General features: G+C 58.0%; 27 protein-coding genes. 14 read left to right on the plus strand and 13 right to left on the minus strand.

Translation table 11 applies throughout. The features are described 5' to 3' along the window. Positions 1-12: 12 nt before the first annotated feature. From KHQ26_RS19695 to cydB, 3 genes are read left to right on the plus strand one after another with little or no spacing between them, the layout of a single operon-like run. Positions 13-900 carry a manganese catalase family protein gene (locus KHQ26_RS19695; RefSeq protein WP_004140512.1) on the plus strand — a complete coding sequence of 296 codons (888 nt, stop codon included), beginning with the start codon at positions 13-15 and terminating at the stop codon, positions 898-900. 55 nt (positions 901-955) lie between these two features. Beyond that, positions 956-2362 (plus strand): cytochrome ubiquinol oxidase subunit I, encoded by a 1407-nt coding sequence (locus tag KHQ26_RS19700; protein WP_004140511.1) that lies wholly within the window; start codon positions 956-958, stop codon positions 2360-2362. Next, entirely contained in the window at positions 2359-3369 is a 1011-nt protein-coding gene (cydB, locus tag KHQ26_RS19705) for a cytochrome d ubiquinol oxidase subunit II (protein WP_004183659.1), read from the plus strand. Before KHQ26_RS19700 ends, cydB begins: the two co-directional genes overlap by 4 nt. A 115-nt stretch (positions 3370-3484) precedes the next feature. Here cydB and KHQ26_RS19710 read toward each other — a convergent pair whose 3' ends face one another. Beyond that, on the minus strand, positions 3485-3682 hold the full coding sequence (locus KHQ26_RS19710) for a hypothetical protein (RefSeq protein WP_004140506.1): 198 nt from the start codon (positions 3680-3682) through the stop codon (positions 3485-3487). Between the two features lie 578 nt (positions 3683-4260). On the opposite strand from KHQ26_RS19710, the gene KHQ26_RS19715 reads away from it, so the two are divergent. The 3 genes from KHQ26_RS19715 (at position 4261) to KHQ26_RS19725 (ending at position 6196) form a co-directional block, all read left to right on the plus strand. Then, positions 4261-4893, plus strand: coding sequence for a DNA-binding protein (locus KHQ26_RS19715; protein ID WP_020804935.1), 633 nt, complete (start codon positions 4261-4263; stop codon positions 4891-4893). 39 nt (positions 4894-4932) lie between these two features. Beyond that, a complete protein-coding gene (locus tag KHQ26_RS19720) occupies positions 4933-5112 on the plus strand; it encodes a hypothetical protein (protein WP_004140501.1) in 180 nt (59 codons plus the stop codon). Between the two features lie 397 nt (positions 5113-5509). Then, on the plus strand, positions 5510-6196 hold the full coding sequence (locus KHQ26_RS19725; protein WP_004150790.1) for an EAL domain-containing protein: 687 nt from the start codon (positions 5510-5512) through the stop codon (positions 6194-6196). A gap of 112 nt (positions 6197-6308) precedes the next feature. On the opposite strand, the gene KHQ26_RS19730 is transcribed toward KHQ26_RS19725, so the two are convergent. After that, on the minus strand, positions 6309-6473 hold the full coding sequence (locus KHQ26_RS19730; RefSeq protein WP_020804938.1) for a hypothetical protein: 165 nt from the start codon (positions 6471-6473) through the stop codon (positions 6309-6311). Positions 6474-6506: 33 nt separating this feature from the next. Beyond that, entirely contained in the window at positions 6507-8015 is a 1509-nt protein-coding gene (locus KHQ26_RS19735) for a UbiD family decarboxylase (RefSeq protein ID WP_004140497.1), read from the minus strand. Between the two features lie 120 nt (positions 8016-8135). Between KHQ26_RS19735 and KHQ26_RS19740 the strand changes: the two genes are divergently transcribed. Continuing rightward, complete coding sequence (locus KHQ26_RS19740; RefSeq protein WP_004150788.1) at positions 8136-9026, plus strand: LysR substrate-binding domain-containing protein; 891 nt, start codon at positions 8136-8138, stop codon at positions 9024-9026. Positions 9027-9032: 6 nt separating this feature from the next. Here the strand turns inward: KHQ26_RS19740 and KHQ26_RS19745 are convergent, their stop codons facing one another. Next, on the minus strand, positions 9033-10811 hold the full coding sequence (locus KHQ26_RS19745; RefSeq protein ID WP_211777936.1) for a diguanylate cyclase: 1779 nt from the start codon (positions 10809-10811) through the stop codon (positions 9033-9035). Between the two features lie 73 nt (positions 10812-10884). Further along, positions 10885-12093, minus strand: coding sequence for an HD-GYP domain-containing protein (locus tag KHQ26_RS19750; RefSeq protein ID WP_004140494.1), 1209 nt, complete (start codon positions 12091-12093; stop codon positions 10885-10887). Positions 12094-12395: 302 nt separating this feature from the next. Here KHQ26_RS19750 and fraE point away from each other — a divergent pair, with 302 nt between their 5' ends. From fraE to KHQ26_RS19770, 4 genes are all read left to right on the plus strand, one after another. Continuing rightward, the gene (gene fraE / locus KHQ26_RS19755; protein ID WP_019705576.1) at positions 12396-13439 is read left to right on the plus strand and encodes a fructose-asparagine asparaginase; all 1044 of its coding nucleotides are present in this window, start codon (positions 12396-12398) and stop codon (positions 13437-13439) included. Positions 13440-14100: 661 nt separating this feature from the next. Next, entirely contained in the window at positions 14101-15015 is a 915-nt protein-coding gene (gene lpxP, locus KHQ26_RS19760) for a kdo(2)-lipid IV(A) palmitoleoyltransferase (protein WP_004148038.1), read from the plus strand. A gap of 89 nt (positions 15016-15104) precedes the next feature. After that, positions 15105-15743 (plus strand): leucine efflux protein LeuE, encoded by a 639-nt coding sequence (leuE, locus tag KHQ26_RS19765; RefSeq protein WP_004150783.1) that lies wholly within the window; start codon positions 15105-15107, stop codon positions 15741-15743. A 130-nt stretch (positions 15744-15873) separates the two neighbouring features. Further along, a complete protein-coding gene (locus KHQ26_RS19770; protein ID WP_004140489.1) occupies positions 15874-16137 on the plus strand; it encodes a DUF2534 family protein in 264 nt (87 codons plus the stop codon). Between the two features lie 58 nt (positions 16138-16195). Here the strand turns inward: KHQ26_RS19770 and KHQ26_RS19775 are convergent, their stop codons facing one another. The 4 genes from KHQ26_RS19775 to KHQ26_RS19790 all read right to left on the minus strand — a co-directional run bounded on the left by KHQ26_RS19775 (position 16196) and on the right by KHQ26_RS19790 (position 17685). Continuing rightward, positions 16196-16321 (minus strand): hypothetical protein, encoded by a 126-nt coding sequence (locus tag KHQ26_RS19775; RefSeq protein WP_004140488.1) that lies wholly within the window; start codon positions 16319-16321, stop codon positions 16196-16198. Positions 16322-16438: 117 nt separating this feature from the next. Next, complete coding sequence (gene yoaJ / locus KHQ26_RS26315; RefSeq protein ID WP_004213093.1) at positions 16439-16513, minus strand: protein YoaJ; 75 nt, start codon at positions 16511-16513, stop codon at positions 16439-16441. After that, positions 16513-16614: a YoaK family small membrane protein gene (locus KHQ26_RS19785; RefSeq protein WP_004150782.1), complete on the minus strand. Its 102-nt coding sequence runs from the start codon at positions 16612-16614 to the stop codon at positions 16513-16515. Before KHQ26_RS19785 ends, yoaJ begins: the two co-directional genes overlap by 1 nt. Before the next feature lie 57 nt (positions 16615-16671). After that, positions 16672-17685 carry a sensor domain-containing diguanylate cyclase gene (locus KHQ26_RS19790; RefSeq protein WP_004176549.1) on the minus strand — a complete coding sequence of 338 codons (1014 nt, stop codon included), beginning with the start codon at positions 17683-17685 and terminating at the stop codon, positions 16672-16674. A 300-nt stretch (positions 17686-17985) separates the two neighbouring features. On the opposite strand from KHQ26_RS19790, the gene KHQ26_RS19795 reads away from it, so the two are divergent. After that, positions 17986-18225 carry a DUF333 domain-containing protein gene (locus KHQ26_RS19795; protein WP_004176548.1) on the plus strand — a complete coding sequence of 80 codons (240 nt, stop codon included), beginning with the start codon at positions 17986-17988 and terminating at the stop codon, positions 18223-18225. Here KHQ26_RS19795 and KHQ26_RS19800 read toward each other — a convergent pair. Then, entirely contained in the window at positions 18215-18553 is a 339-nt protein-coding gene (locus tag KHQ26_RS19800) for a DUF488 domain-containing protein (protein WP_014343000.1), read from the minus strand. The two genes, KHQ26_RS19795 and KHQ26_RS19800, sit on opposite strands and share 11 nt — an antisense overlap. A 4-nt stretch (positions 18554-18557) precedes the next feature. Then, entirely contained in the window at positions 18558-19067 is a 510-nt protein-coding gene (locus KHQ26_RS19805) for a DUF523 domain-containing protein (protein WP_004176547.1), read from the minus strand. 145 nt (positions 19068-19212) lie between these two features. Here KHQ26_RS19805 and KHQ26_RS19810 point away from each other — a divergent pair, with 145 nt between their 5' ends. Then, on the plus strand, positions 19213-19905 hold the full coding sequence (locus tag KHQ26_RS19810) for a CTP synthase (protein ID WP_020804434.1): 693 nt from the start codon (positions 19213-19215) through the stop codon (positions 19903-19905). 31 nt (positions 19906-19936) lie between these two features. On the opposite strand, the gene KHQ26_RS19815 is transcribed toward KHQ26_RS19810, so the two are convergent. After that, positions 19937-21112 (minus strand): CynX/NimT family MFS transporter, encoded by a 1176-nt coding sequence (locus KHQ26_RS19815; RefSeq protein WP_020324105.1) that lies wholly within the window; start codon positions 21110-21112, stop codon positions 19937-19939. 107 nt (positions 21113-21219) lie between these two features. Here KHQ26_RS19815 and KHQ26_RS19820 point away from each other — a divergent pair, with 107 nt between their 5' ends. Beyond that, the gene (locus KHQ26_RS19820; RefSeq protein ID WP_004140469.1) at positions 21220-22014 is read left to right on the plus strand and encodes an AraC family transcriptional regulator; all 795 of its coding nucleotides are present in this window, start codon (positions 21220-21222) and stop codon (positions 22012-22014) included. Here KHQ26_RS19820 and KHQ26_RS19825 read toward each other — a convergent pair. Continuing rightward, the gene (locus tag KHQ26_RS19825) at positions 21998-22444 is read right to left on the minus strand and encodes a DUF441 domain-containing protein (RefSeq protein ID WP_002901080.1); all 447 of its coding nucleotides are present in this window, start codon (positions 22442-22444) and stop codon (positions 21998-22000) included. The two genes, KHQ26_RS19820 and KHQ26_RS19825, sit on opposite strands and share 17 nt — an antisense overlap. Positions 22445-22534: the final 90 nt, after the last annotated feature.

Raw genomic sequence — 22534 nt, forward strand, 5'->3', positions numbered from 1 at the left:
GGAGGCAGGCCTATGTTTCGTCATGTGAAACAACTGCAGTATACCGTACGCGTTGCTGAACCGAATCCGGGGCTCGCGAATTTACTGCTCGAACAGTTTGGCGGCCCTCAGGGCGAGCTGGCCGCCGCGTGTCGTTATTTCACCCAGGGATTAAGCGATGACGATCCCGGCCGCAAAGATATGCTGATGGATATCGCGACAGAGGAGTTGAGCCATCTGGAGATCATTGGCACTTTGGTCGGCATGCTGAATAAAGGCGCCAAAGGAGCCCTGGCGGAGGGCACCGAGAGCGAGGCGGAACTCTATCGTTCGCTCACCGCCAACGGCAATGACAGCCATATTACATCCCTGCTGTACGGCGGCGGTACCCCGCTGACCAACTCGGCGGGCGTGCCGTGGACGGCGGCCTACATTGATACTATCGGCGAACCCACCGCCGACCTGCGGTCGAATGTCGCGGCGGAGGCGAGGGCGAAGATCGTCTATGAACGCCTGATCAACGTGACCGACGATCCTGGCGTGAAAGACGCGCTGGCCTTCCTGATGACCCGCGAAGCGGCGCATCAGCTCTCTTTTGAGAAGGCCCTGCAGTCGATTCGCAACAACTATCCACCGGGCAAATTGCCGCCCATTAGCGAGTACGCTAACACCTACTACAATATGTCTGAAGGTGGAGAAGTACGCGGCAGCTGGAACAGTGACAAACACTTCGATTATGTCAAGGATCCACAGCCGGCCGTAGATGGCGGAGATGGTAGTGCTTCTGTCGGCCTGACGCCAGAGCAGGAAGCGCTGTGCAAAGCGATGCTGAAGCGAACGCAGTCTGACCCGCAGGGCGATCCTTTGACCGGCGCCGAACTCGGCGCCGGGAAGCAAAACACTTCATCATCGGCTAAGTGATGTTCGCATGAGCCCCGGCTGCGGCCGGGGCGATTCACAATGATGGGTGTGGAATATGTTTGAATTCGACGCGTTTCATCTGGCCCGATTGCAATTCGCCTTTACCGTATCCTTCCATATCCTCTTTCCGGCCATCACCATCGGCCTTGCCAGCTACCTTGTGGTGCTTGAGGGGATGTGGCTGCGAACCCGGGATAATGTCTGGCGTTCACTCTACAATTTCTGGCTGAAAATTTTTGCCGTCAATTTTGGCATGGGCGTAGTCTCCGGATTAGTCATGTCCTATCAGTTCGGCACCAACTGGAGCGGATTTTCCCAGTTCGCTGGCAGTATTACCGGCCCGCTGCTGCTGTACGAAGTGCTGACCGCCTTCTTCCTTGAAGCGGGATTCCTCGGGGTGATGCTGTTTGGCTGGAATAAAGTGCCGCCAGCGCTGCATTTTTTTACCACCTGCATGGTGGCGCTTGGCACGTTGGTTTCTACCTTCTGGATCCTTGCCTCCAATAGCTGGATGCAGACGCCGCAGGGTTTTATCATCGAAAATGGCCATCTCATCCCGCAGGACTGGCTGGCGATTATCTTTAACCCCTCTTTTCCGTATCGCTTGTTCCATATGGCGATAGCCGCGTTTCTCAGTAGCGCCATGTTCGTCGGGGCGTCTGCCGCGTGGCATCTTCTGCGCGGCAACGACTCGCCGGCCATCCGCAAAATGCTGTCGATGGCGATGTGGATGGCGCTGCTGGTGGCGCCGATCCAGGCGGTGGTGGGGGATATGCATGGTCTTAACACCCTTGAGCATCAGCCGGCGAAGATCGCGGCCATCGAAGGGCACTGGGAAAATCGCCCCGGCGAGGCCACGCCGCTGCTGCTGTTTGGCCTGCCGGACATGGAGCAGGAGCGGACCCGCTATGGTCTTGAGATCCCCGCTCTCGGTAGCCTGATCCTTACCCACAGCCTGCATAAGCAGGTGCCGGCCCTGAAAGACTTCCCGAAAGAGGACCGACCCTATTCGCCCGCCGTCTTCTGGTCGTTTCGCATCATGGTCGGGATGGGCGTGTTGATGATCGCCTTAGGGATCTGCAGCGCCTGGCTGCGCTATCGGCGGCGGCTGTACCACTCGCGTCCCTTCCAGTGGTTTGCGCTCTGTATGGGGCCCGCCGGTCTTATTGCCCTGGTCGCCGGGTGGGTGACCACCGAGATGGGCCGCCAGCCGTGGGTGATATACGGGTTGTTGCGCACGCGGGATGCGGTGTCGTTGCACAGCACCCTGCAGATGGCCATCAGCCTGCTGGTATTTATCGTGGTTTACTGCGCCGTGTTTGGCGTGGGGTATTACTATATTTTCCGGCTTATCAAAAAAGGGCCGCAGCCGGTGACGGAGCTGACCTCGCAAACCGCAGGCACCCCGGCGCGTCCGCTCTCAGCGGCTGAGCCGGTGCGTGATGAGGAGAACGCATCATGAGCATCGATATCTCGGTGATTTGGTTTGTCATCATTGTCTTCGCCACGCTGATGTATATCGTGATGGATGGTTTCGATTTAGGTATTGGGATGCTGTTCAGCGTGGTGCATGATGGCGAAGAGCGCGATGTGATGGTCAACAGCGTCGCCCCCGTCTGGGATGGTAACGAAACCTGGCTGGTGCTCGGCGGGGCAGGGCTGTTCGGCGCCTTTCCGCTGGCCTATGCAGTGATCACCGATGCGCTGGTTATCCCGCTGACGGCGATGCTCATCGGCCTGATTTTTCGCGGCGTGGCCTTTGAATTTCGTTTTAAAGCGGTTCCCTCGCATCGCATCTTCTGGGACTATGCCTTTGCCGGCGGCTCGCTGTTGGCGACCTTCAGCCAGGGGATTGTCGTCGGCGCGTTTATCAACGGCTTTGCGGTGGCTGACCGCCGCTTCGCCGGTTCGACGCTGGACTGGCTTACCCCTTTCAATCTGTTCTGCGGTCTGGGGCTGGTGGTGGCCTATCTGCTGCTGGGCACCACGTGGTTGATTATGAAAAGCGAAGGCGCGCTGCAGCAGCGGATGCGCGAGCTGACCCGCAAGGTACTGCTGGCGCTGATGGTGGTGATCGCGGTGGTCAGCGTCTGGACGCCGTTGGGCTGGCGCTACGTGGCGGAACGCTGGTTTACGCTGCCCAATTTCTTCTGGTTCGTGCCGGTGCCGATTCTGGTGTTGGCTCTGAGCCTGTGGATCTGGCGCCTGAGCGCGCGCCCCGCCAGCCATGCCCGTCCCTTTATCCTGACGCTGGGCCTGATTTTCCTCGGCTTCAGCGGGCTGGGGATCAGCGTCTGGCCGAACATTATCCCACCGCATATCTCTCTGTGGGATGCCGCTGCGCCGCCGTCCAGCCAGGTATTTATGCTGCCGGGCGCGCTGCTCATTATCCCGGTGATCCTGATGTATACCGCCTGGAGCTACTATGTCTTTCGCGGCAAAGTCTCCGGCAGCGAGGGCTATCACTGAGCCTGATTCGCGCCGGCAGGTGAGGATTTGCCGGCGCGTCGCGCCGTCCGGTCAGGGATGACCGAGAGGGATGCGCACAAACCGGTGATCTGCTGCAACGACTCGGGCCGGGTGTTTATGCCTTCGGTGGCTTGATCTTAATAATAAATCGTTCGTTAACCCGGGTGATCCTCGCGCCAATATCGCCAAACTCGGTGGCGATTTTAAAAAAATCGTCCGCGGCGACATCAAAATCGAGCTCAATCTTCGGGTGTTGTCCTGTCGCCAGTAATTCATAGAAATGGTCAAGGCTGCGGGCTTTTTCGCTAGGCATCTTATTTCTCCATGGTAAACCAATCTGCAGGGGTTTTATTGCTTACGGCGCTTTTACGGATTATTCAGCAGGATGACAAACGTGCCTGATATAAAATTATGCAATGACAGTAAGAATGAGGTAGGGCGAGGTTATTCCGTGTTGTTAAACCGCGTGGCGACGCGTTGTCCGCCATACCATGACGGCAGAGACGACCCTGCGGCGCCGGTTGATGATAGACATTTTTTGATGACAAATTAATGACAATAAAATGAATCTGTGCGGGCTCGGGATAGCATCGTGCTAAATAATTTTATTCTGTGGCTGGTAAGGTGGTTGTTAACTACTTTATGGTGATGGAGCGTCTTTTTTAGGGCCAACGGCGAGGGAACAACGATGCAATTACTTGATTTATTCGCAGGCTTATTATGGTTAAGCAGCGTTATCTTCCTGCTGTTTGTTCTTGATGTGATCATCACCCGTTATCTTTATCGTAAATAATCGACAACGACAACGACAACGACAGCGGCGTTGGGCATAGGGGACGGCGTCGGAGGATGATAATATAACCCGCGGACTGATTCAGAAAGGAATGCGCGGTGGCCGGGAGAATTGATTACGATATTGAAAAATACCAGTTTACCGAAGCCGGTGAGACGCCACGGCTCCGGGAGCAGTGGCGCGAAGTATACCTGGAGTGTCGTCAGCTGCGGGCCGGGGCAGAGGAGCGCCTGCGCATTGCGTTACTGAACGTCGACTATGTCACCAGCTTCGAGCTGCCTTTTCGCCTGCTGCTGGTGCGCGCGCCGCAGCTAATCGCCGATGTTCGCGAGACGTTGCAGCTTAGCCGTAAAGCCGCCGTTTTCAACGGCAAACGTTACGGCTGCGTCTATAGTTTGAAACAGGATTTACAGGCTGTACCGGAAGCCTTTCATTACCGCCTGGCAAACCGCATTCGTCGCGTCGATGCAACCGGGCTGACGGCGGCCCCGTACCAGCAGATTGCCCGGGAGATAAAGCCGGCCCGGGAGCGGCTCCGCCAGGCGCTGAACGCCGGCCTGCCGGTCACCGCTCTCGACGCCCTGTTCTGGTTCGGCAGTCAGCGAGTGGCGGCGGACATCGCGCAGTTGCGCCGGTCCGGTATGACGATTGTCACGACGGAGGTGGAGGTCAGCGACAATTTGTTCAATACCACCCGACTAGTGCCCGTTTACCGCCTGGCCAGCGAGTGAGTCGGCAACCTTTCGCCCAGCCGTTGCCTCTGCAGACAGTTGACCATTGCCCCGTCGAACCAGACGCACAGCCCTCTGGCGACAGGCCGCGGGGCCGGTTCCAGCCATGCGCTGGCGATGAGCATGAGGAGCATTAGCGCCAGTGGAACCATGTATTTTCTTTTCACTGCTCTTTATCCGCTGCGCCTGTTCTGCCAGCAAGGTAGCGGTAAAGTATGACGTTTCGTTGACCGGGGCCGCGTTTTTATTATCGGCAAGCGGTTGCGTTGGGTCAGAGATTATTCATCTTTTGGCATACGAGAGGACGAAAACTGGCGGCTTGTATTTTTGATTTTTATTACACCACGCTTTTTTTTGCCGCCGGGGAAAAGCGTAATGTGGCTACGACTGGATGCGGCTCGTCATGTAACTGGCTGGTTTGAAACAATATTTTAATTGTTGTCTAAACGCATGCGACAGCGGTGGCTAATTTATATTAATTCACTTTACCGATCAATAAATTATATGTTGATAGTTTTTAGCTATCGAATGTTTCTTATCGATCATTTTAAACTATTTTTGTTGGCGGGAAATATATGACATGCTTTAACCCTTTCTTATTTTTGGTATTTTTTAAATGGTTGAAGAAAACGCGAAAAATACCTCCTATCGCTTCGTACTGGAGCCCGCTATTAGCGATGATGGCAGCTGCCACTCGTGGGAATTGCTCACTAAAGATATTATAGCACCCGCACGAAATAACGCCTCAGCGCCCGCGTTTTCTTTCTCCACGCTTACCGAAAGCGATAAGCTTGCACTATTTACCCGACAAATCGAGTTGCTTTCCGTATTTGATTTTTCCCTGGTCGATAATAAGCCGATCTCGCTCAATATCGATGATTTATTAAGCCATTTTATTCTGACGGACCGCTATCTCTGCGATTTTCTGCGCTCGTGTAAGCATATTGCTTTGGAGATAAATGAGAATTTTCATGAGTTTATCGCCGGCCGCGAGCTGACGGCGCTAAGCACGCTGGCGGCGCTTTGTCCGGTCTGGCTGGATGATTTTGGTCGCGGGCGAACCTCCTTCCCGCTGCTGGAGAGATTCCGCTTCGATTGCGTCAAAGTTGATAAGGATTACTTCTGGGATAAAGAAAACGACCCCGCTTTGCCCGGTCTGTTGCAGTCTATTCATACCCTGACCGGCCATGTGATCGTTGAGGGTATCGAAACCGAAAAGCAAAAACGGTTAATCACTTCTGCCGGGGACATCATAGGTCAGGGCCGCTACTGGAAGGAAGAATATATTTTTCTTTGCGGTTGAGGGTCGACCGGGGGCTGGTTTCGGTTACCTGCTATTCTTTTATTTTCCAGTTTTAAATTCCCCCTTTGCTACTGATAGTCTTTATTAGCGCAGTGATAAGCGCCTCTCTTTTTTATGAAGGATCATTCCCTGTAAATACCCCCATGCGTAACGCCCCGATCGCCATTTCGACGTAAGCCAGGTGCTGATTTCTGAGCTGCGCGAGCTGGTGAAAAAAGATCTCGCCGCTGCGATCAATTAATCCTGCCTGCGCCATCCGCTCAGGATCGCGCGGCATGGAAAAATGCCGCCGTTTACCGGCGGCTATTGCTTATTTTGCGCTACCCTGGTTTTTTTCCAGCCGGGCGAAATACTCCGGTGCAAACGGGCGCGGATCGACGTCGGCAAACGGCGCGCGCTCAAAGTGCGATTTCAGCGCCCAAGGGACCGTGCAGTCAAAAATGGTCTTGCAGCTGATGCCATTTCCACGGATCGACGGGCTGTATTCCGGCGTCTGGGACGGATCCAGCTGGTGACCGCGAATGCCGGGGATTGTCGTAATGCTGACGTCCCCCTGCATGCGGGTGGTCATCGCCCACAGGATATCGTCGCTGTCAAAGATGTCGACATCTTCATCAACCAGAATAATATTTTTTAGCTCGGAATAGGTCGCCAGCGCCAGCAGCGCGGCCTGCCCCTGCCGGCCTTCATCGGCGGGTTGACGTTTTTTCACCTGCAGGATCCCGAGGAACTTACCGCCACCCGCGGTGTGGGCGTAGACATTTTGTAAAAAGCCCGGAATGGCGGCCTCGACGGCATTCCAGATACTGGCTTCCGTTGGCAGGCCGGCGAGGGTGGTATGCTCTTCCCCCGGTCCCACCAGGGTCTGCAGAATCGCATTGTTTCGCATGGTCACTGCTTTGACTTTGATTACCGGCAGCGACGGATTAGCGCCGCCGCAGTAGCCAGGAAATTCCGGCATCGCGTGGCCGCTATTGGTGTGCTGATCCTCTCTGACGCGCACGCCAGGCAACAGCTCACCTTCGATAACGATCTCGGCGCGGGCGATGGCTTTCTCCGGGACGCTGACGCCCTGAACCAGCTCCACCGGACGTTGACGCAGCGCGCCGGCGACGCCCAGCTCGTTATAGCCGAACGGCGTGGTAGGGGCTTCGAAGCAGGCGCCAATATAGATGGCCGGATCGAGACCCATATTGATGGTTATCGGCAGTGGTTTGCCGGCGGCCTCGGCCTTCTGGCGAAACACTTCGATATGGCGGCCGGCGGCAAGAAACATCGACAGCTCATCCCGGCCCTGGACGCACAAGCGGTGGATGGTGACGTCGGTCAGCGAGGCGTCGTCGGGATCGCTGGCCAGCGCCAGGCCCAGGCAGAAGAAGGGGCCGGCGTCGATAGGGGTGTTGGTGGGCGCCGGAAGCAGGGTGCGCAAATCAAAATCCGGATCGTCGGCCAGAAAGATCTGTTCCTGGCAGGGGGCGCTGCTGGCCGGGACGACCACCGGCGCGACCGGTTTTTTCACCGCCTTACCCACTTCAAGGGCCAGCTGCGAGGCTTCGCAGCCCAGCAGCAGCGCGGCCCGCTGGCGGCTGGCGTGCATACCCACCAGAATGCGCGAGTGTGGATAACCCTTAATATTGTTAAACATCATCGCCGGCCCGATGCGAGTGGGGCGCTTCACGGTGCCGCCCGCGCCGATATGGCGATAAACACCGGCCAGCTCGGCGTTAGGGTCAACCGGATGATCGGTTTCGAGATACTGATTGTCATGCTGTTGCAGCAGCGCGATGGCGTCGCGCAGATCCTGAATCGGTGCGGTCATGATGTTCTCCTTAGCGTATCGATGCGCACAGTATGCTTCGCAGGCTAATGGTTATCAATTGCATCATTTATGCTTTATTGATAAGCTTTTTCTTATCAATTTGTAGGGAGGAGTCCTACCATGTCCTTGCGAGCGTTACGCCATTTTGTGGTCGTTGCCGAAGAGTTGCATATGCACCGGGCGGCGGAGCGGTTACATATCGCCCAGCCCGCCCTCAGTCAGCAGATTAAGCAGCTTGAGCAGCGCCTGGGCGTGGTGCTCTTTTCCCGCGCTAACCGCCGTCTGACTCTGACCGCCGCGGGCGAGGCCTTTTTACACAAGACGCGGCTGGCGCTGGAAATGGCCGATCAGGCGGTGCTGGACGCCCAGCGCACCGCGCGGGGCGAGCAGGGGAGGCTGCATTTGGGGTATGTCTCCAGCGCGATGTACGACAGTAAACTGCCGGGGCTCCTGCGCCGGCTGCGCGCCGACTGGCCGGGGATTGAGCTGTCGCTGGTGCAGGGGGATGTGCAAATGCTCTACGAAGCGCTGTTGGATCTGCGTCTGGATATCGCCATCATCCGCGCGCCGCTGGCCTCGCCGCCGGACGCGCTGGTGGTCAGGCCGTTTGTACGTGAAAAGCTCTGCCTGGCGCTCTATCAACAGCATCCGCTGGCCGGCGTGGGCGCGCTTAATCTGGCCTCATTGCGCACTGACAACTGGATCTCGCTTGACGATCCGCAGGGCACCGGACTGGAGCAGGTTTTTATGGATGCCTGTCGCGTCGCGGGCTTTACGCCGCAGGTGGCGCAGCGGATTAACGACGTTACCTCGATGATTAGCCTGGTCTCCGCCGGGGTGGGAGTGGCGTTGGTTCCGCTCTCGGCGCGGGCCTTACGCCTTGATAACGTGGTGTATATCGATCTCCAGGATCGGCTGGCGGAGAGTGAGCTGAGCATGGTTTACCACCGCCATATTCGTTCGGCAGTGGTAAGGAAAGTTATCTCGCTGCTTAATACCGCTGAGCGATAGTCCCGGTTAGCTGGTCTTCAGGCGGCCAAAGCTGACAATCCTTGAACGGCCCAGCTCTTTCGCCCGGTACAGCGCGGCATCCGCCGCGCGAAGCAGACTATCGCTTTGGGTGTGCTGCGGGTAGCTGGCGATGCCAATCGACACATCCACCTGGCCTATCTCGGTCAGACCATCGCGCAGCGTCATATTGCGCACCTGGGTGTAGATCTCGCTGGCGCACTGGTGCGCCCCGGCTTCGTCAATCCCGGGGAGCAGCACTAAAAACTCCTCGCCCCCGTAGCGGAAAGCCATGCCGATATCGCGCACCGCGCGCTGCACAATGGTCGCAACGCTCTTAATCACCAGATCCCCAGCCTCATGGCCATAGCGATCATTGATGGTTTTAAAATGATCGATGTCGATCATCAGACAGCTCAGCGGAGTATGGGTATGGACCGCCAGCGCCATCTGCGAATGCAGCGCTTCGTCAAGATGATGGCGGTTACGCAGGCCGGTCAGGGAATCGAACAGCGCTTTTTCCAGCAGGGCGCTGCGCAAACGCTGATTGGCCAGCGCCAGGCCCAACGCTTCCGCCATCAGCTCGAGATAGGCCCGGGAAGGAGCGTCACTGGCGGTGACGTTCTGGAAAGTCAGCAGGCCAATGGCTTCGCCCTGGGCGATGAGCGGTACGCAGAGCGACTGGCCGGCGTGCGTCTCCGGCAGATGATAGCAGGTGATATCGGGCTCGCCCTGCACCGGCGGGTNNCCCCGCCGTATCGCCCAGCAGTCGTCGGGAGAAAAGGGCGTCGTCTCACCGGCGGGCGACAGCCACTGCGCCACGCAGCGCATCTGCCAGGGGTCGGTATCCAGAACATACAGTTTACCGGGGATCGTCGGGGCGATATTCGGCGCAAACCGCTCCGCCACCTTAATCACATCCTCAATGGTTTCACAGCCCTGCAGCCGCTGAGTCATACGCGCCAGCAGCTCGCGGATCGCCCAGTCGGCGTCGCGCTGCTGCTCCAGCCGCTGACGGGCCAGGCCGTTCTCGCGAAAAATGCGGATCGCCTGAGCCATGTCACCAATCTCATCCACCTGGGTAAAGTGCGGCGTCTCTACCGCATAATCCTGGGAGGCGAGACGCTGGACCACGTCGCTCAGGCGAACCACCGGGTAGAGCACCCGGCGTTTGAGAATGAAGCCGAGGACGAACAAAAACATCAGGGCGGTCAGGCCGACCATGATTTCCGACAGCGTACGCCAGATCCGCGAGCGCTCGGTGGCCTGGTCGATAGCGACGGCGGCGCGATGCTCAAGCATCTGGCGGAAGCGATCGATCTGCGTCTGCATGCGCTCCAGTTCAGTCTCGTACGCGGTGCCGTACAGCACCGCGATGGCCGCTGGCGCATCGCCGCGAGCGACATGCGCCAGGGCCGCCTGCTGTTCATCCTGTAGCTCATTGGCGATCCGCAGGCCATCCTGGAGCAGCGCCAGCTCCTCGCGGCTGGCGCCGTTATCTTTCAGGCCGCCCAGCCGCTGCTCTATGCTCTTGTCGGTCTGCTGCAGCTGCTGATATTGCGTAAGCGTCTCCGGCGAAGGCTTTATCACGTACAGCCGGGCGAGGTCAGACAGCGCCCAGGCGTCGTTTTCCACCTCGTCGGAGAGGGTATCAAAGACCTGGCGCTGCTGTACCGCCTGGCGTTCGACGCGGTCGGCGCTGGAGGCCATGAGCATAGCGCTCCCGGAAGCCAGCGTCAGGCCAACGGTGATCCCGTAAGCCCAGTTAGTGATGGTGGCGATTCTCACCGTGAATTTCCTTGCATGCAGATGAAGCTGTTTTGATTATAGAACTCCGCCCCCGCCAAGACGGCGGCCCGCTTCAGAGGCGGCGCTCGCTATGCAGAGGGGCAAGGGTCTGAAGAATGATGGCGTGTAGCGTTTCCGCATGGTGGCGCAAAACGAGGAAGACATCGCTATCCAGAGCGCCATTTATAACATCCGCTTCCATAATCTGTAAGGCTTCCTGCCAGGCCATCCCTTTACGATAAGGGCGATCTTCGGTCAGCGCGGTGAAAATATCGGCGATGGAGATAATCCGGTCGGCGAGGGTCAGGTGCTCCTTTTCGAGATGCAGAGGGTAGCCGCTGCCGTCCATTTTTTCATGATGATTCGAGGCCCAGTTAATGATGTCGCCGAGCTCGCTATAGTCGCTGAGAAGTTCGCCGGTCATGTAGCTGTGCTCCCGCACCTGACTCAGCTCCTCATCATCCAGCTCGCCCTCTTTTTCGAGAATGGAGAGTGGGATATAGACCTTGCCAATATCGTGTAGATAGCCGGCTATCTGTATTTGCTGGCAGGTGGGCTCCGGCAGCTGCATCCAGCGGGCAAGCTGGCGGGCGATTTCCCCCACCATGATGCTATGGGTGGCGGTAAAGCTGCTGTAGGTGTCGACGATTTTGGCAATCAGCAGGCAGACATCCTTCAGACCGTGAATATCCAGATAGCGCGTGTTGATGGGGCCAATAATCTCCAGCAGCCGCTGAATATGGCCGGGGTGAAGGTGCTGCCAGAAGTTCGCATTTTCAGCGACCTCGCACAGGATATCGCAGAGCGGCGGATCGATCTCCCGATGCAAAGCGACGAACTGTTCCACCACCGCCCGCGTGGGCCAGGCGGCAACGTGGCTATCGGCCGGCAGCAGCCGTTCAAAGGCATCAGCGAAATAGACAATGTGCTGTTCGCGGGAGCCCCGGTGGTTCGGGCTAAAATGGTGATCGCGAATAAAGGGAACGATGGGCTGGAAGGTCGCTAATCCCTCCAGCATCGCCACACCCTGGCGCTGATGCGGGTCGTGGATATTATCGATAGCATCCAGCGAATGAATGGTGCGTTTATCCCCCAGCACGCCGATATCGTGCAGCAGCGCGGCGCAAAAAATGGTCTGCTGCCGTTCGTCAGGCAGTTCCAGCCTTTGCGCCAGCGTCAGGGCGATTAAGGCCGTTCGTTGCATATGCCGGTGCAGTTCAGGGTTAATGATCTGGATGACTCTGGTGGTCAGCATCAGGGCCGACTTCAGGGCAATACGCATCTCTGTTCTCCGTTCGCGTGACCTGGCGGGCAAAAATGCTCTCGCCGGTGACGGAAGTGTCGATAATCTGATCGCAATGCGTGTTGTGTGTTGCTGAACAGGTAAATCCTCAGAATGTTTTGGTTCATAGCTCTGCCCGTTTCAGATCCAGTGGTGCACCAGAGTTGGGCGATATCGTCCTAAGAACCTTATTATTGTCTGATAGTTAACCATTTCCCCCCCAGAAAAGAAATGAATTCTGGCAAGCCCTTTGCATTAAGCAAGCGTAAGTTTGATTAATGTCTATGAAGGGAGTGACCTGTATGAATTTTAGAGCATTACTTGCCATTGCGTTATTGACGATGAGCAGCTTGGCGTTTAGCGAGACGCGTCTTCCGCATATTGTTATTTTAGCCACCGGCGGAACGATTGCTGGTTCGGCGGCGAGCAATACCCAGACGACGGGTTACAAAGCCGGGGCGCTTGGCGTTCAGACGCTGATTAACGCCGTGCCGGAAATGAGTAAAATCGCTCACGTCGAGGGCGAGCAGGTGGCGAATATCGGCAGTGAGAATATGACCAGTGACATTATCCTGGAGCTCTCGAAGCGGGTGAATGCGCTATTGGCCCGGGACGATGTCGATGGCGTGGTGATCACCCATGGCACGGACACGCTGGATGAAACCCCGTATTTCCTCAATCTGACGGTGAAAAGCAACAAGCCGGTGGTCTTTACCGCGGCGATGCGCCCGGCGACGGCGATCAGCGCCGACGGGCCGATGAACCTGCTGGAAGCGGTCACGGTCGCCGCCGATCCTGATGCCCGGGGACGCGGGGTAATGGTGGTGCTTAACGACCGCATCGGCGCGGCGCGCTTTGTCACCAAAACTAATGCCACTTCGCTGGATACCTTCCGGGCGCCCGAGGAGGGCTATCTTGGTGTCGTGGTGGGCGGAAAACCCCAGTTCGAGACGCGGGTGGATAAAATTCACACGCTGCGCTCGGTGTTCGATGTGCGTCAGCTGAAGGTTCTGCCGAAGGTGGTGATTATTTATGGTTACCAGGACGATCCGGAGTATATGTACGATGCGGCGATCGCCCATCATGCCGACGGTATTATCTACGCCGGAACCGGGGCGGGGTCGGTGTCGGTACGTAGCGCCGCCGGTATCAAAAAAGCGCAGCAGGCGGGCATCGTGGTGGTGCGAGCCTCCCGTACCGGCAGCGGCGTCGTACCGCCGGATGACAGCCAGCCCGGGCTGGTGGCCGACTCCCTCAACCCGGCAAAAGCGCGTATACTGCTGATGACCGCGCTGACGCAGACTAAAGATCCGCAGCTGATTCAGCAATATTTCCATACCTACTGATCCTCTGCGGCGAGGGCGTTTTTCACACCCTCGCCGTGCTTTCTTCTCAATGACCTGGCTTCCATGCAAATCGATGGCGGATCATTGCCCATCATTCACTCCACCTGTGTTTCCCACGAGGCGTAAAGAAATATTTTTTATTGTCCGGCGGGCACAGTATTTCAATGCACCGCGCTTATTTTAAAAGCAGGTTTAAATAAGTCTATTCTTAATTGTTGTCTTTAATTCGTTTTAATCTTTTTTATGCTGACGGATTAAAAAAGATGCATTTCGCAGTGGGACGCGTTTAATACTCGCTTTGCCAGACTACGATGCATCCCAACGCGGTCAGACCGCCGATCGCGCGGCTCAGCGGACGCCTGCCACCGGCGGCCAGGGCCGCACTGCGGCAGCTTTCGGTTGTTTTCGTTAGTAACGCTGATGATTAGCGTGAAAATGATATGCATGATGAATATATTAAGCGTGGTTCAAGATTTAAGTTTACATTTAGTAACATATGTGCCGCAATTATGTTTTTTTGTCAGCTTGCTGTTTTTTACTTGCCGGAGGGAATTTCAGCGGATTAGTATTGTCGAACTTGCTGTACGTACCGCCTAATGATGATAAATGGATTCTGTTTTCCTTAAGCGTTACCACATAATTAATGTTTACAGGAAAAATCATGGCCTGCGTATTTAATAAACAACTTTTACACCCGCGTAACTGGCTGACCTGGTTCGGGCTCGGCATCCTCTGGTTAATCGTGCAACTGCCTTATCCGCTGCTGCATTTTATCGGCACCAGCGCTGGTCGCCTTTCCCGTCGCTTTCTTAAACGCCGCGAACATATCGCCCGGCGTAATATCGAACTCTGCTTCCCGGACATGTCGCCAGCGGCGCGCGAGACGCTGATCGATCAAAACTTTATGTCGCTGGGAATGGGGCTTATCGAAACCGGCATGGCCTGGTTCTGGAGCGACGAGCGGGTCAAAAAATGGTTTGATGTCGAGGGGTTCGCCAACCTTAATCACGCGCTTAGCGGTGGGAAAGGGGTAATGGTCGTCGGCGTGCACTTTATGTCGCTGGAGCTGGGCGGCCGCGCGATGGGGCTGTGTCGGCCAATGATGGCCACCTACCGGCCGCACAACAGCCCGCTGATGGAGTGGGTGCAAACCCGCGGTCGCCTGCGTTCGAACAAAGCGATGATCGATCGCAACAACCTGACCGGTCTGGTGCATGCCTTAAAATCCGGTGAAGCGGTGTGGTTCGCGCCCGATCAGGATTACGGTCCCAAGGGCAGCGTCTTTGCACCTTTTTTCTCCGTCCCGCAGGCGGCGACCACCAACGGCACCTATGTCCTGTCCCGCTTATCGGGCGCGAAAATGTTGAGCATCAGCATGGTACGTAAGCTGGATCGCCGGGGCTATAGCCTGCATATCAGCGAGGTGATGAATGACTATCCGGGTGAGGATAAGCAGATCGCCGCCGGCTATATCAACAAGGTTATTGAGCGCGAGATCCTGCGCGCTCCCGAGCAGTATCTGTGGGTACACCGTCGTTTTAAAACCCGCCCGCTGGGCGAACCTTCCGTCTATTAACCTTCCCGCACAGGCTGCGCTTTCAAAATCCCGACAGTTGGGGTAACGTGAGCCGGATCATGTTTTAGTCGTGCGCGAAGGAGTGCAGAGTGTTCGCTGAGTTTGGTGTTCTGAATTATTTAACTTATCTGGTCGGGGCGGTGTTTATCATCCTCGTTCCTGGCCCTAATACGTTTTTCGTGCTGAAAACGGGCATTGCCCACGGGGTGAAGAAAGGCTATCTGGCGGCGGCGGGCGTCTTTATTGGCGACGCAGTGCTGATGTTTCTGGCCTTCGCCGGGGTGGCGACGCTGATTAAAACCACGCCAGTGTTGTTTAACGTCGTGCGCTACCTCGGGGCAATTTACCTGCTGTGGCTCGGGGGCAAAATGCTCTATGCGGTGCTGACCCAGCGCGACGGCCAGTCCGACGCCAGCGCGGAGCCGGCGAGCGCGATCCTCAAGCGCTCCCTGACCCTGAGCCTGACCAATCCGAAAGCGATTCTGTTCTATGTGTCGTTTTTCGTGCAGTTTATCGATGTCAACGCCAAAACCCCCGGCGTGGCGTTCTTTATCCTGGCGCTGACCCTCGAGGTGATTAGCTTCTGCTATATGAGCTTTTTGATCCTCTCCGGCTCGTTTGTCACCCGCTACGTCAAAACCCGCAAGAAGCTGGCTAAACTTGGCAACAGCCTGATTGGTCTTGTTTTCGTCGGGTTCGCCGCGCGCCTGGCTACCCTGCAGTCCTGATCCCCACGGGCCGGTTACCCGCTGACCGGCCCGCCGTCTCTTATTCTGCCCTGTAACAAAAACCCTTCATTTTTTATTGCATTGGTGTTACATATACAGCCGTTTATCGCTCAGCAAAAAGGAAGCCCCGATGATTCTGCAAAAACTCCTCAGCAATAAAAACTGCAAAAAATACTGTCTGTCGCTCGCGGTGGTGTTTGCTATCGCGCTGGCGGTAGTGGGGCGGGCGACCTTCGGGGGCGTGGTGAGCGAGTACAATATGCCGTACTCAGAGTGGACGACGTCCATGTTCTTCCTGCAGGGGGCGATGGTGACGGTTTACAGCATTGTCTTTACCGCGCTCTTCGCTATCCCCCTCGGCTTTATTTTCCTCGGCGCCGATCGTCAGGATTAAGCGTCAACGGGCGAACCGCGGTTCGCCCTGTCTTATCGGCTATCAACAGCGTGAAGCATTAGTCGTCGTCATGATAGTGATGATGGTGGTGGTGGCGATGGGGATGATATCCATCGTCAATAATGCATCCCGATAACAGCGTGCACAGCGCAATAATCAACGGTAACACGATCGGTTTTTTCATCCTTACTTCTCCCGCTATTCTTATTCCCCGGGGCCGAGAATGCCGCGGCGGATAACGTGAGTGTAAAGGGTTAACTTATTGATGGGATAGGATAAATCCGCAATATCGCCGCGGCGATCACCACCAGCCAAACTGGGTGCCGGCCACCGCCACGATGGCGACGACCAGCATGATAATGGTGCTTTTTTTCATTATGCCCCACCCGGCGCCGCATAGCCGCCGACAAAAAACCAGCCGAGAAAGACGACGGCGATGATAAAGATCGCCACCGGGAAAAGAATACCCAATTTCATGATTGTGTCCCTGTGCCCACGAATGATGCCCTGCATGATACTGGATATCGCGGTACTTTAGTCAATATGAATGAAATTCTCCTGGCGGCGGGACTTCTTATCCTGGTACATCGCCTCATCGGCAGCGCGTAAGGCCGCTTCAACATCGATACTCTGCGGATCGCAGGTGACCACCCCGAAGCTGGCGCCCTCATAGTCGATACGCTGTTCGCCGAGGAAGTAGACGCCGCACAGAGCCTGACGCAGGGACGTGACATACGCCTGCTGTGCGGCAGGCTGCTGGGCGCTACCGACGATCAAAAACTCATCGCCGCCAAGGCGGCCAACGATATCTTCCCGGCGCGCGACAGCGGTGAGTCGTTTGCCGACCTGCACCAGAAAGCTGTCGCCGCACGGATGGCCGAACCGATCGTTAATGGCTTTGAAACCATCGAGATCGATAAAAATAAGCGAGACCTGCTGCTGCTGGGCGCGGGCGGAGGCAAAGCGTAACGCCAGCTGCTTAAACAGCGCGCGGCGATTGGGAAGCTGGGTGAGCTCATCGGTAGACGAGTGCAGCTCCAGCGCGACGTTTGCCGCCTGCAGCTGTTGCACCAGGGTGTCTTTTTCCACGTAGTGGGAAATGAGCTTCGCGAACAGGCCCATGACCTGTTCGCCTTCGAGGTTATAAGGCTGTTGTTGCCGGCTGGTGGCGCAGAGGGTGCCGAACAGAGAGCCGTCGGCCAGGCGGACGGGAATGCTTAAAAAAGTAGCGATTCCCAGCTCCTGGGCGGCGATGCAGGAGTGCCAGCGGTTGGCAACGTCATTGCTAAACGTACACTGATCCTCAAGGGCGCGTTTGCACAGGGATTCATCCCAGGGGACGGAAAATCCTTCCGGGATCTGCATTTCGCTGCTGTTGTGGGCGAACATGATCTGCTGCCGCTGGGCGTTGGTATCAATGCGGGTGAGGTAGGTGGACTCCATTCGCGTTACCGCCTCCAGCATCTCCAGCAGCTGGCGCACCAGGGTTTCCAGGGACTGTTCCGCAGCGAGGGTTTGCGACACCCGGGCAAGAATAAAATCTGACATGAATAATACAGCTCCAGCACGCCAAACGTCACCCCAGCATATTGGGCTGCAAACGGACATCAGCGTCAAATAAACAGTGATATTTTTAAATTTATCACATCTGTCTGGGGAATACTTGTCCACGCGGTGGGAAAAAAAGCCCCGTCGGGGGCGACGGGGAAAAACTCATTGATTATGGAATGATCTGTTCTCTGGTCAGTTCGAGAACAGGGCTACTCTACGGGGGAAAAGTGCAGGCAAGATGGAGAAAACGTGGAGATTCAGGCTAAAATCCCCGGGCATTCAGGAAAGGGAGGAACAATGAAAAAGTTACTGGCTATTCTGCCACTGGTATTAGCCGGCTGTGCCCAGCCGCAGCCCACTGCGCCGACGAAAACCATCGGCATGCCCAACCCCGCGGCGGTATACTGTCAGCAATCCGGCGGCACCCGGGTGCCGGTGCAAACGCCGCAGGGCGTCAGCACCCAGTGCAAACTACCCAGCGGCGAAACCCTCGACGAGTGGGCGCTGTGGCGCCGGGATCATCCGGCTAAATCGTAACCGGCAGGGCCGCCAGCCAGGCGGCCAACACCCGGGCATGATTCTGCTCGGTGTTCTTCGCAGCGTACAGCAGCGTCAGCGGCTGGCGTTGCGCCAGCGCCGCCAGCCGCAGGCCCGTTTCGCGATGGGCGTCGAGCTCCTGACGATAGCGCTGGCTGAAGTGGGCGAAATCGATCGCCTCGCCGTGAAAGGCTTTGCGCAGCTCAGCGGAAGGCGTTAACTCCTTACACCACTCATCACAGGCCAGCGCCTCTTTTTTAATCCCCCGCGGCCAGAGACGGTCGACCAGCACCCGATAGCCGTCGCTGCTTTCCTGCGGGTCATACACCCGTTTACACTGAATCATCATCCTGCTCCTTCTGTGCCATCCAGGCGAGCAACTGCGGGATTTGCCCGTCGGAAAATACCGTGATGCCGTGGGCGCGGAGTAGGTCGGCGGCCACGCCGGCGCCCGCTTTGCGCCGTCCGCGAAAGGAACCGTCATAGACAAACTGGCTGCCGCAGGTAGGGCTGCCGTCGGTGAGTAACGCTGCCTGACAGCCCGCTTCCCGGGCGGCGCTGAGGGCCAGCCAGGCGGCCAGCTGATAATGTCCGGTGACGTCGCGGCCGTCGCTTTCCACGATCCGCGCCCGTCCGGCAAGCACATCGCCGCCCGTGCCGCCGAGGATCTCCGCCGGCAGTCGGGGCGTAGGCAGACCGGCCGCCAGCTCCGGGCAGTGGATCACCAGCCTCCCCGCCTGCTGCCAGCGGGACAGCGTCGCCGCCAGCTGTGCCTTCTCGCTACCGTTATACCGCACCTGGAATCCCATCAGGCAGGCGCTGACCAAAAGCTTATTTTTCATTCTCTCTCCCTTACGCGCTTTTTCCAGTATACCTCACCCGTCGGCCACGGCGGTGGGGTGAAAATAAGGATTGTGTTCCACAGGAGGGATCGCTATTCTGACGTGCCTTGTGCTGTCCGTCTCGTCCAGACATAAGGAACCTGCTATGAAAACTCCTTTACGCCTCGCCCTTGTCGGCGATTATCACCCCGATATTGTTGCCCATCAGGCCATTCCCCTGGCGATAGACGATGCCGCCGCCGTGCTGGAGCAGCCGGTGAAATATGACTGGCTCGCCACCCCATCGATCGCCTCCGGCGAGGCGCTGGCGGAGTACGATGCCATCTGGGTCGTTCCCGGCAGCCCGTATCGTCACCCGGAAGGCGCGTTTACCGCGATCCGCTATGCCCGGGTAAACAGCATTCCTTTCCTCGGCACCTGCGGCGGCTTTCAGCACGCGGTGATTGAATACGCCCGCAACGTGCTCGGCTGGCAGGACGCCGGACATGCGGAAACCGACAGCGAAGGGCGGATGGTGATCGCTCCCCTCAGCTGCTCGCTGGTGGAGACCTCTGCCGTCGTCGAGCTGCGGGCGAATACGCTGATTGCCCGCGCCTATGGCCGGGAGAGCATTGAAGAGGGCTACCACTGCCGGTACGGCGTGAGCAGCGCGTTTGCGGCGGAGCTGGAGCAGGGCGATCTGCGCGTCACCGGCTGGGATGAAGAGGGTGAGATCCGCGCCGTCGAGCTGGTGACGCACCCGTTTTTTGTCGCCACCTTGTTCCAGCATGAGCGTCACGCGCTGGACGGGCGTCCCGCGCCGCTGGTGCAGGCGTTTCTCCGCGCCGCGGCACAATAATTCCACCGGCAGCGGGCGCTGCCGGTCATCTTCAGGGGTGAATTTCCCGGTCACGTCCGGCGAGCGCGCCGCAGACCGCCATCACCAGCGAAATCAGCGCCACCGCCAGCAGCGGAATATGCCAGTCGCCATTGGCATCATGGATCCTGCCCATCAGCGGCGGCCCGCAGGCGGCCAGCAGATAGCCGACGCTCTGCGCCATCCCTGACAGCGCCGCGGCCTGATGCGCCGAGCTGGCGCGCAGGCCGATAAACGTCAGGCCGAGGATCATGGTGGCTCCGGAGCCAAAGCCGAACAGCAGCGTCCAGCCGATCGCCAGCTCAGGCAACAGCCACAGCCCGGCGGCGCTGATGGCGCACATCAGGGCGACCAGCACCGCGATCCCGCGCTGGTCGCGCAGCCGATGCAGGATCAGCGGTATCGCCAGGCCGGGCGCGGCGGTCGCCAGCTGCAGCAGGCCATGCAGCGAGCCGGCCTGCGCTTCGCTATAGCCCATACTCTGCAGAATCGACGGCAGCCAGCCGATAATCACGTAATAGACCAGCGAGTTGATGCCGAGGAACAGCGTCACCTGCCAGGCCAGCGCCGACCGCCAGATCCCCCGGTTATGCATAGCGCCTGAGCCGGTCAATGGCGTCTCCGCCCGGCGCCGGGACTGCGGCAGCCAGCTGAGGAGCGCCAGTAGCGGGAAGACCATCAGCAGCAGCAGCGCCCCGCGCCAGCCGAATCCGGCCATCGCCACGGGGACCACCAGCGCCGAACCAAGCGCCGCCGCGCCGCCCATCGTCAGGGAATAGGCGCCGGTCATCCGCGCGACATGTTGCGAGAAATCCCGTTTAATCAGCCCGGGCAGCAGCACGTTACCCAGCGCAATGCCGCAGCCGATTACCGCCGTGCCGATAAACAGCAGCGCAGCGGAGGGCAGGGAGCGCAGGGCAATGCCGGCGCAGATCAGCAGCATCGCCAGCAGCAGGCTGCGTTCCATGCCGAACCGGCGGGCAACCCCTGCCGCCAGCGGCGAGACAAGGCCAAAGGCCAGCAGCGGCAGGGTAGTGAGCAGCCCGGTCTGCGCGGTGGTCAGGCCATAGTCGCTACGAATCGCGTCCAGCAGCGGCGCCGCGCCGGTAAAGACCACGCGCAGGGTGGTGGCGATGAGCAGGATACCGGCAATCAGCAGCGCGGGGCGGCGGCCGGTAGAGGAGATCACAGAAGACATATCATTCTCAAGGTAACTAACGAGGGGGGTTACGATAGCGGCTTTGTCCCTCGTTTAAATCAAGCTAAAATGACAGATTATCGCTAATATCGGACAATATGATGATTGGACTGGGGCTGGATGGCTATGAACCGGACAGTGGCCACGAATCGGCCATTGCCTTTCGTATCCGGGTGGTGGAGGCGGAGCAGTATATTCCGGCGCATTCCCACCGTAAGGGGCAGCTGATCCTTGCCCTGCACGGCGCCTTGACCTGCGAGGTGGAGAACGCAATGTGGATGGTGCCGCCGCAGTATGCGGTGTGGGTTCCGGGGCAGCTGTCCCACAGTAACCGCGCTACCCCCGGCGCCCAGGTATGCTTCCTGTTCATCGAGCCGGGCGCCGCGCCGATGCCGGATCGCTGCTGTACGTTAAAGATTTCCCCGCTGGTGCGAGAGCTGATCCTTACTCTGGCGGAGCGCGGCGGAGAGTCGCTGGCCGCCCCCGCCACGGCCCGGCTGGTGCAGGTTCTGTTTGATGAGCTACCCCGCCAGCCGCAGGAGCACCTGCAGCTGCCGGTATCAAACCACCCGAAAATTCGTCAAATGGTGACGATGATGGCCGAGGATCCGGCGCGCTGGCAGACCCTGAGCCAGTGGGCGGCGGTGTTTGCGATGAGCGAGCGGAATCTGGCCCGCCTGGTAGTGCGCGAAACGGGGCTGAGCTTTCGCCGCTGGCGCCATCAGCTGCAGCTGATCCTCGCGCTGCAGCTGCTGATCCGCGGGCAGACGGTGCAGCAGACGGCTCAGGCGCTGGGCTACGATTCCACCACCGCCTTCATCACCATGTTTAAAAAAGGGCTCGGGCAGACACCGGGCCGCTATCACGGTAGCCTGGCTACGACTTCCCAATAAACAATGAGATGATCCCGGCGGCAATCAGCGGCCCGACCGGGACGCCGCGAAACAGGGCGACGCCGAGTACTGTACCGACCAGCAGTCCGGCCACCAGATGCGGCTGGGAGCCCATCAGGGAGACGCCGCGCCCGCCGAGCCACGAAACAAACACCCCGACCGCAATCGCCAGCAGCGATTTCCAGTTCATAAAGGAGTGGATCAGCGTCGAGGGCGGCAGCGTGCCGCTGGCGATAGGCGCCATCACGCCGATGGTCAGAATAATGATCCCGACGGTCAGTCCCTGTTTCTCAACCCAGGGAAAGAAGGCGTTCAGCGGCGTGACGCGCACGATAATCAGCACGAGGATGGAGATCGCCACGGTGGTGTTATGACTGATAAAGCCGAGCGCCGCCAGACCCAGCAGGATCAACAGGGTGGTATCAAACATGTACAGAGGTCCTTGCCAAAATAAGAATGCCAAAAATATCCCGCTTACTCTACGCATCGTGGCGTGAATAAACAGGATTTTTACGCCATG

This window comes from Klebsiella sp. 10 (assembly GCF_018223925.1).
Taxonomy (GTDB): domain Bacteria; phylum Pseudomonadota; class Gammaproteobacteria; order Enterobacterales; family Enterobacteriaceae; genus Klebsiella; species Klebsiella pneumoniae.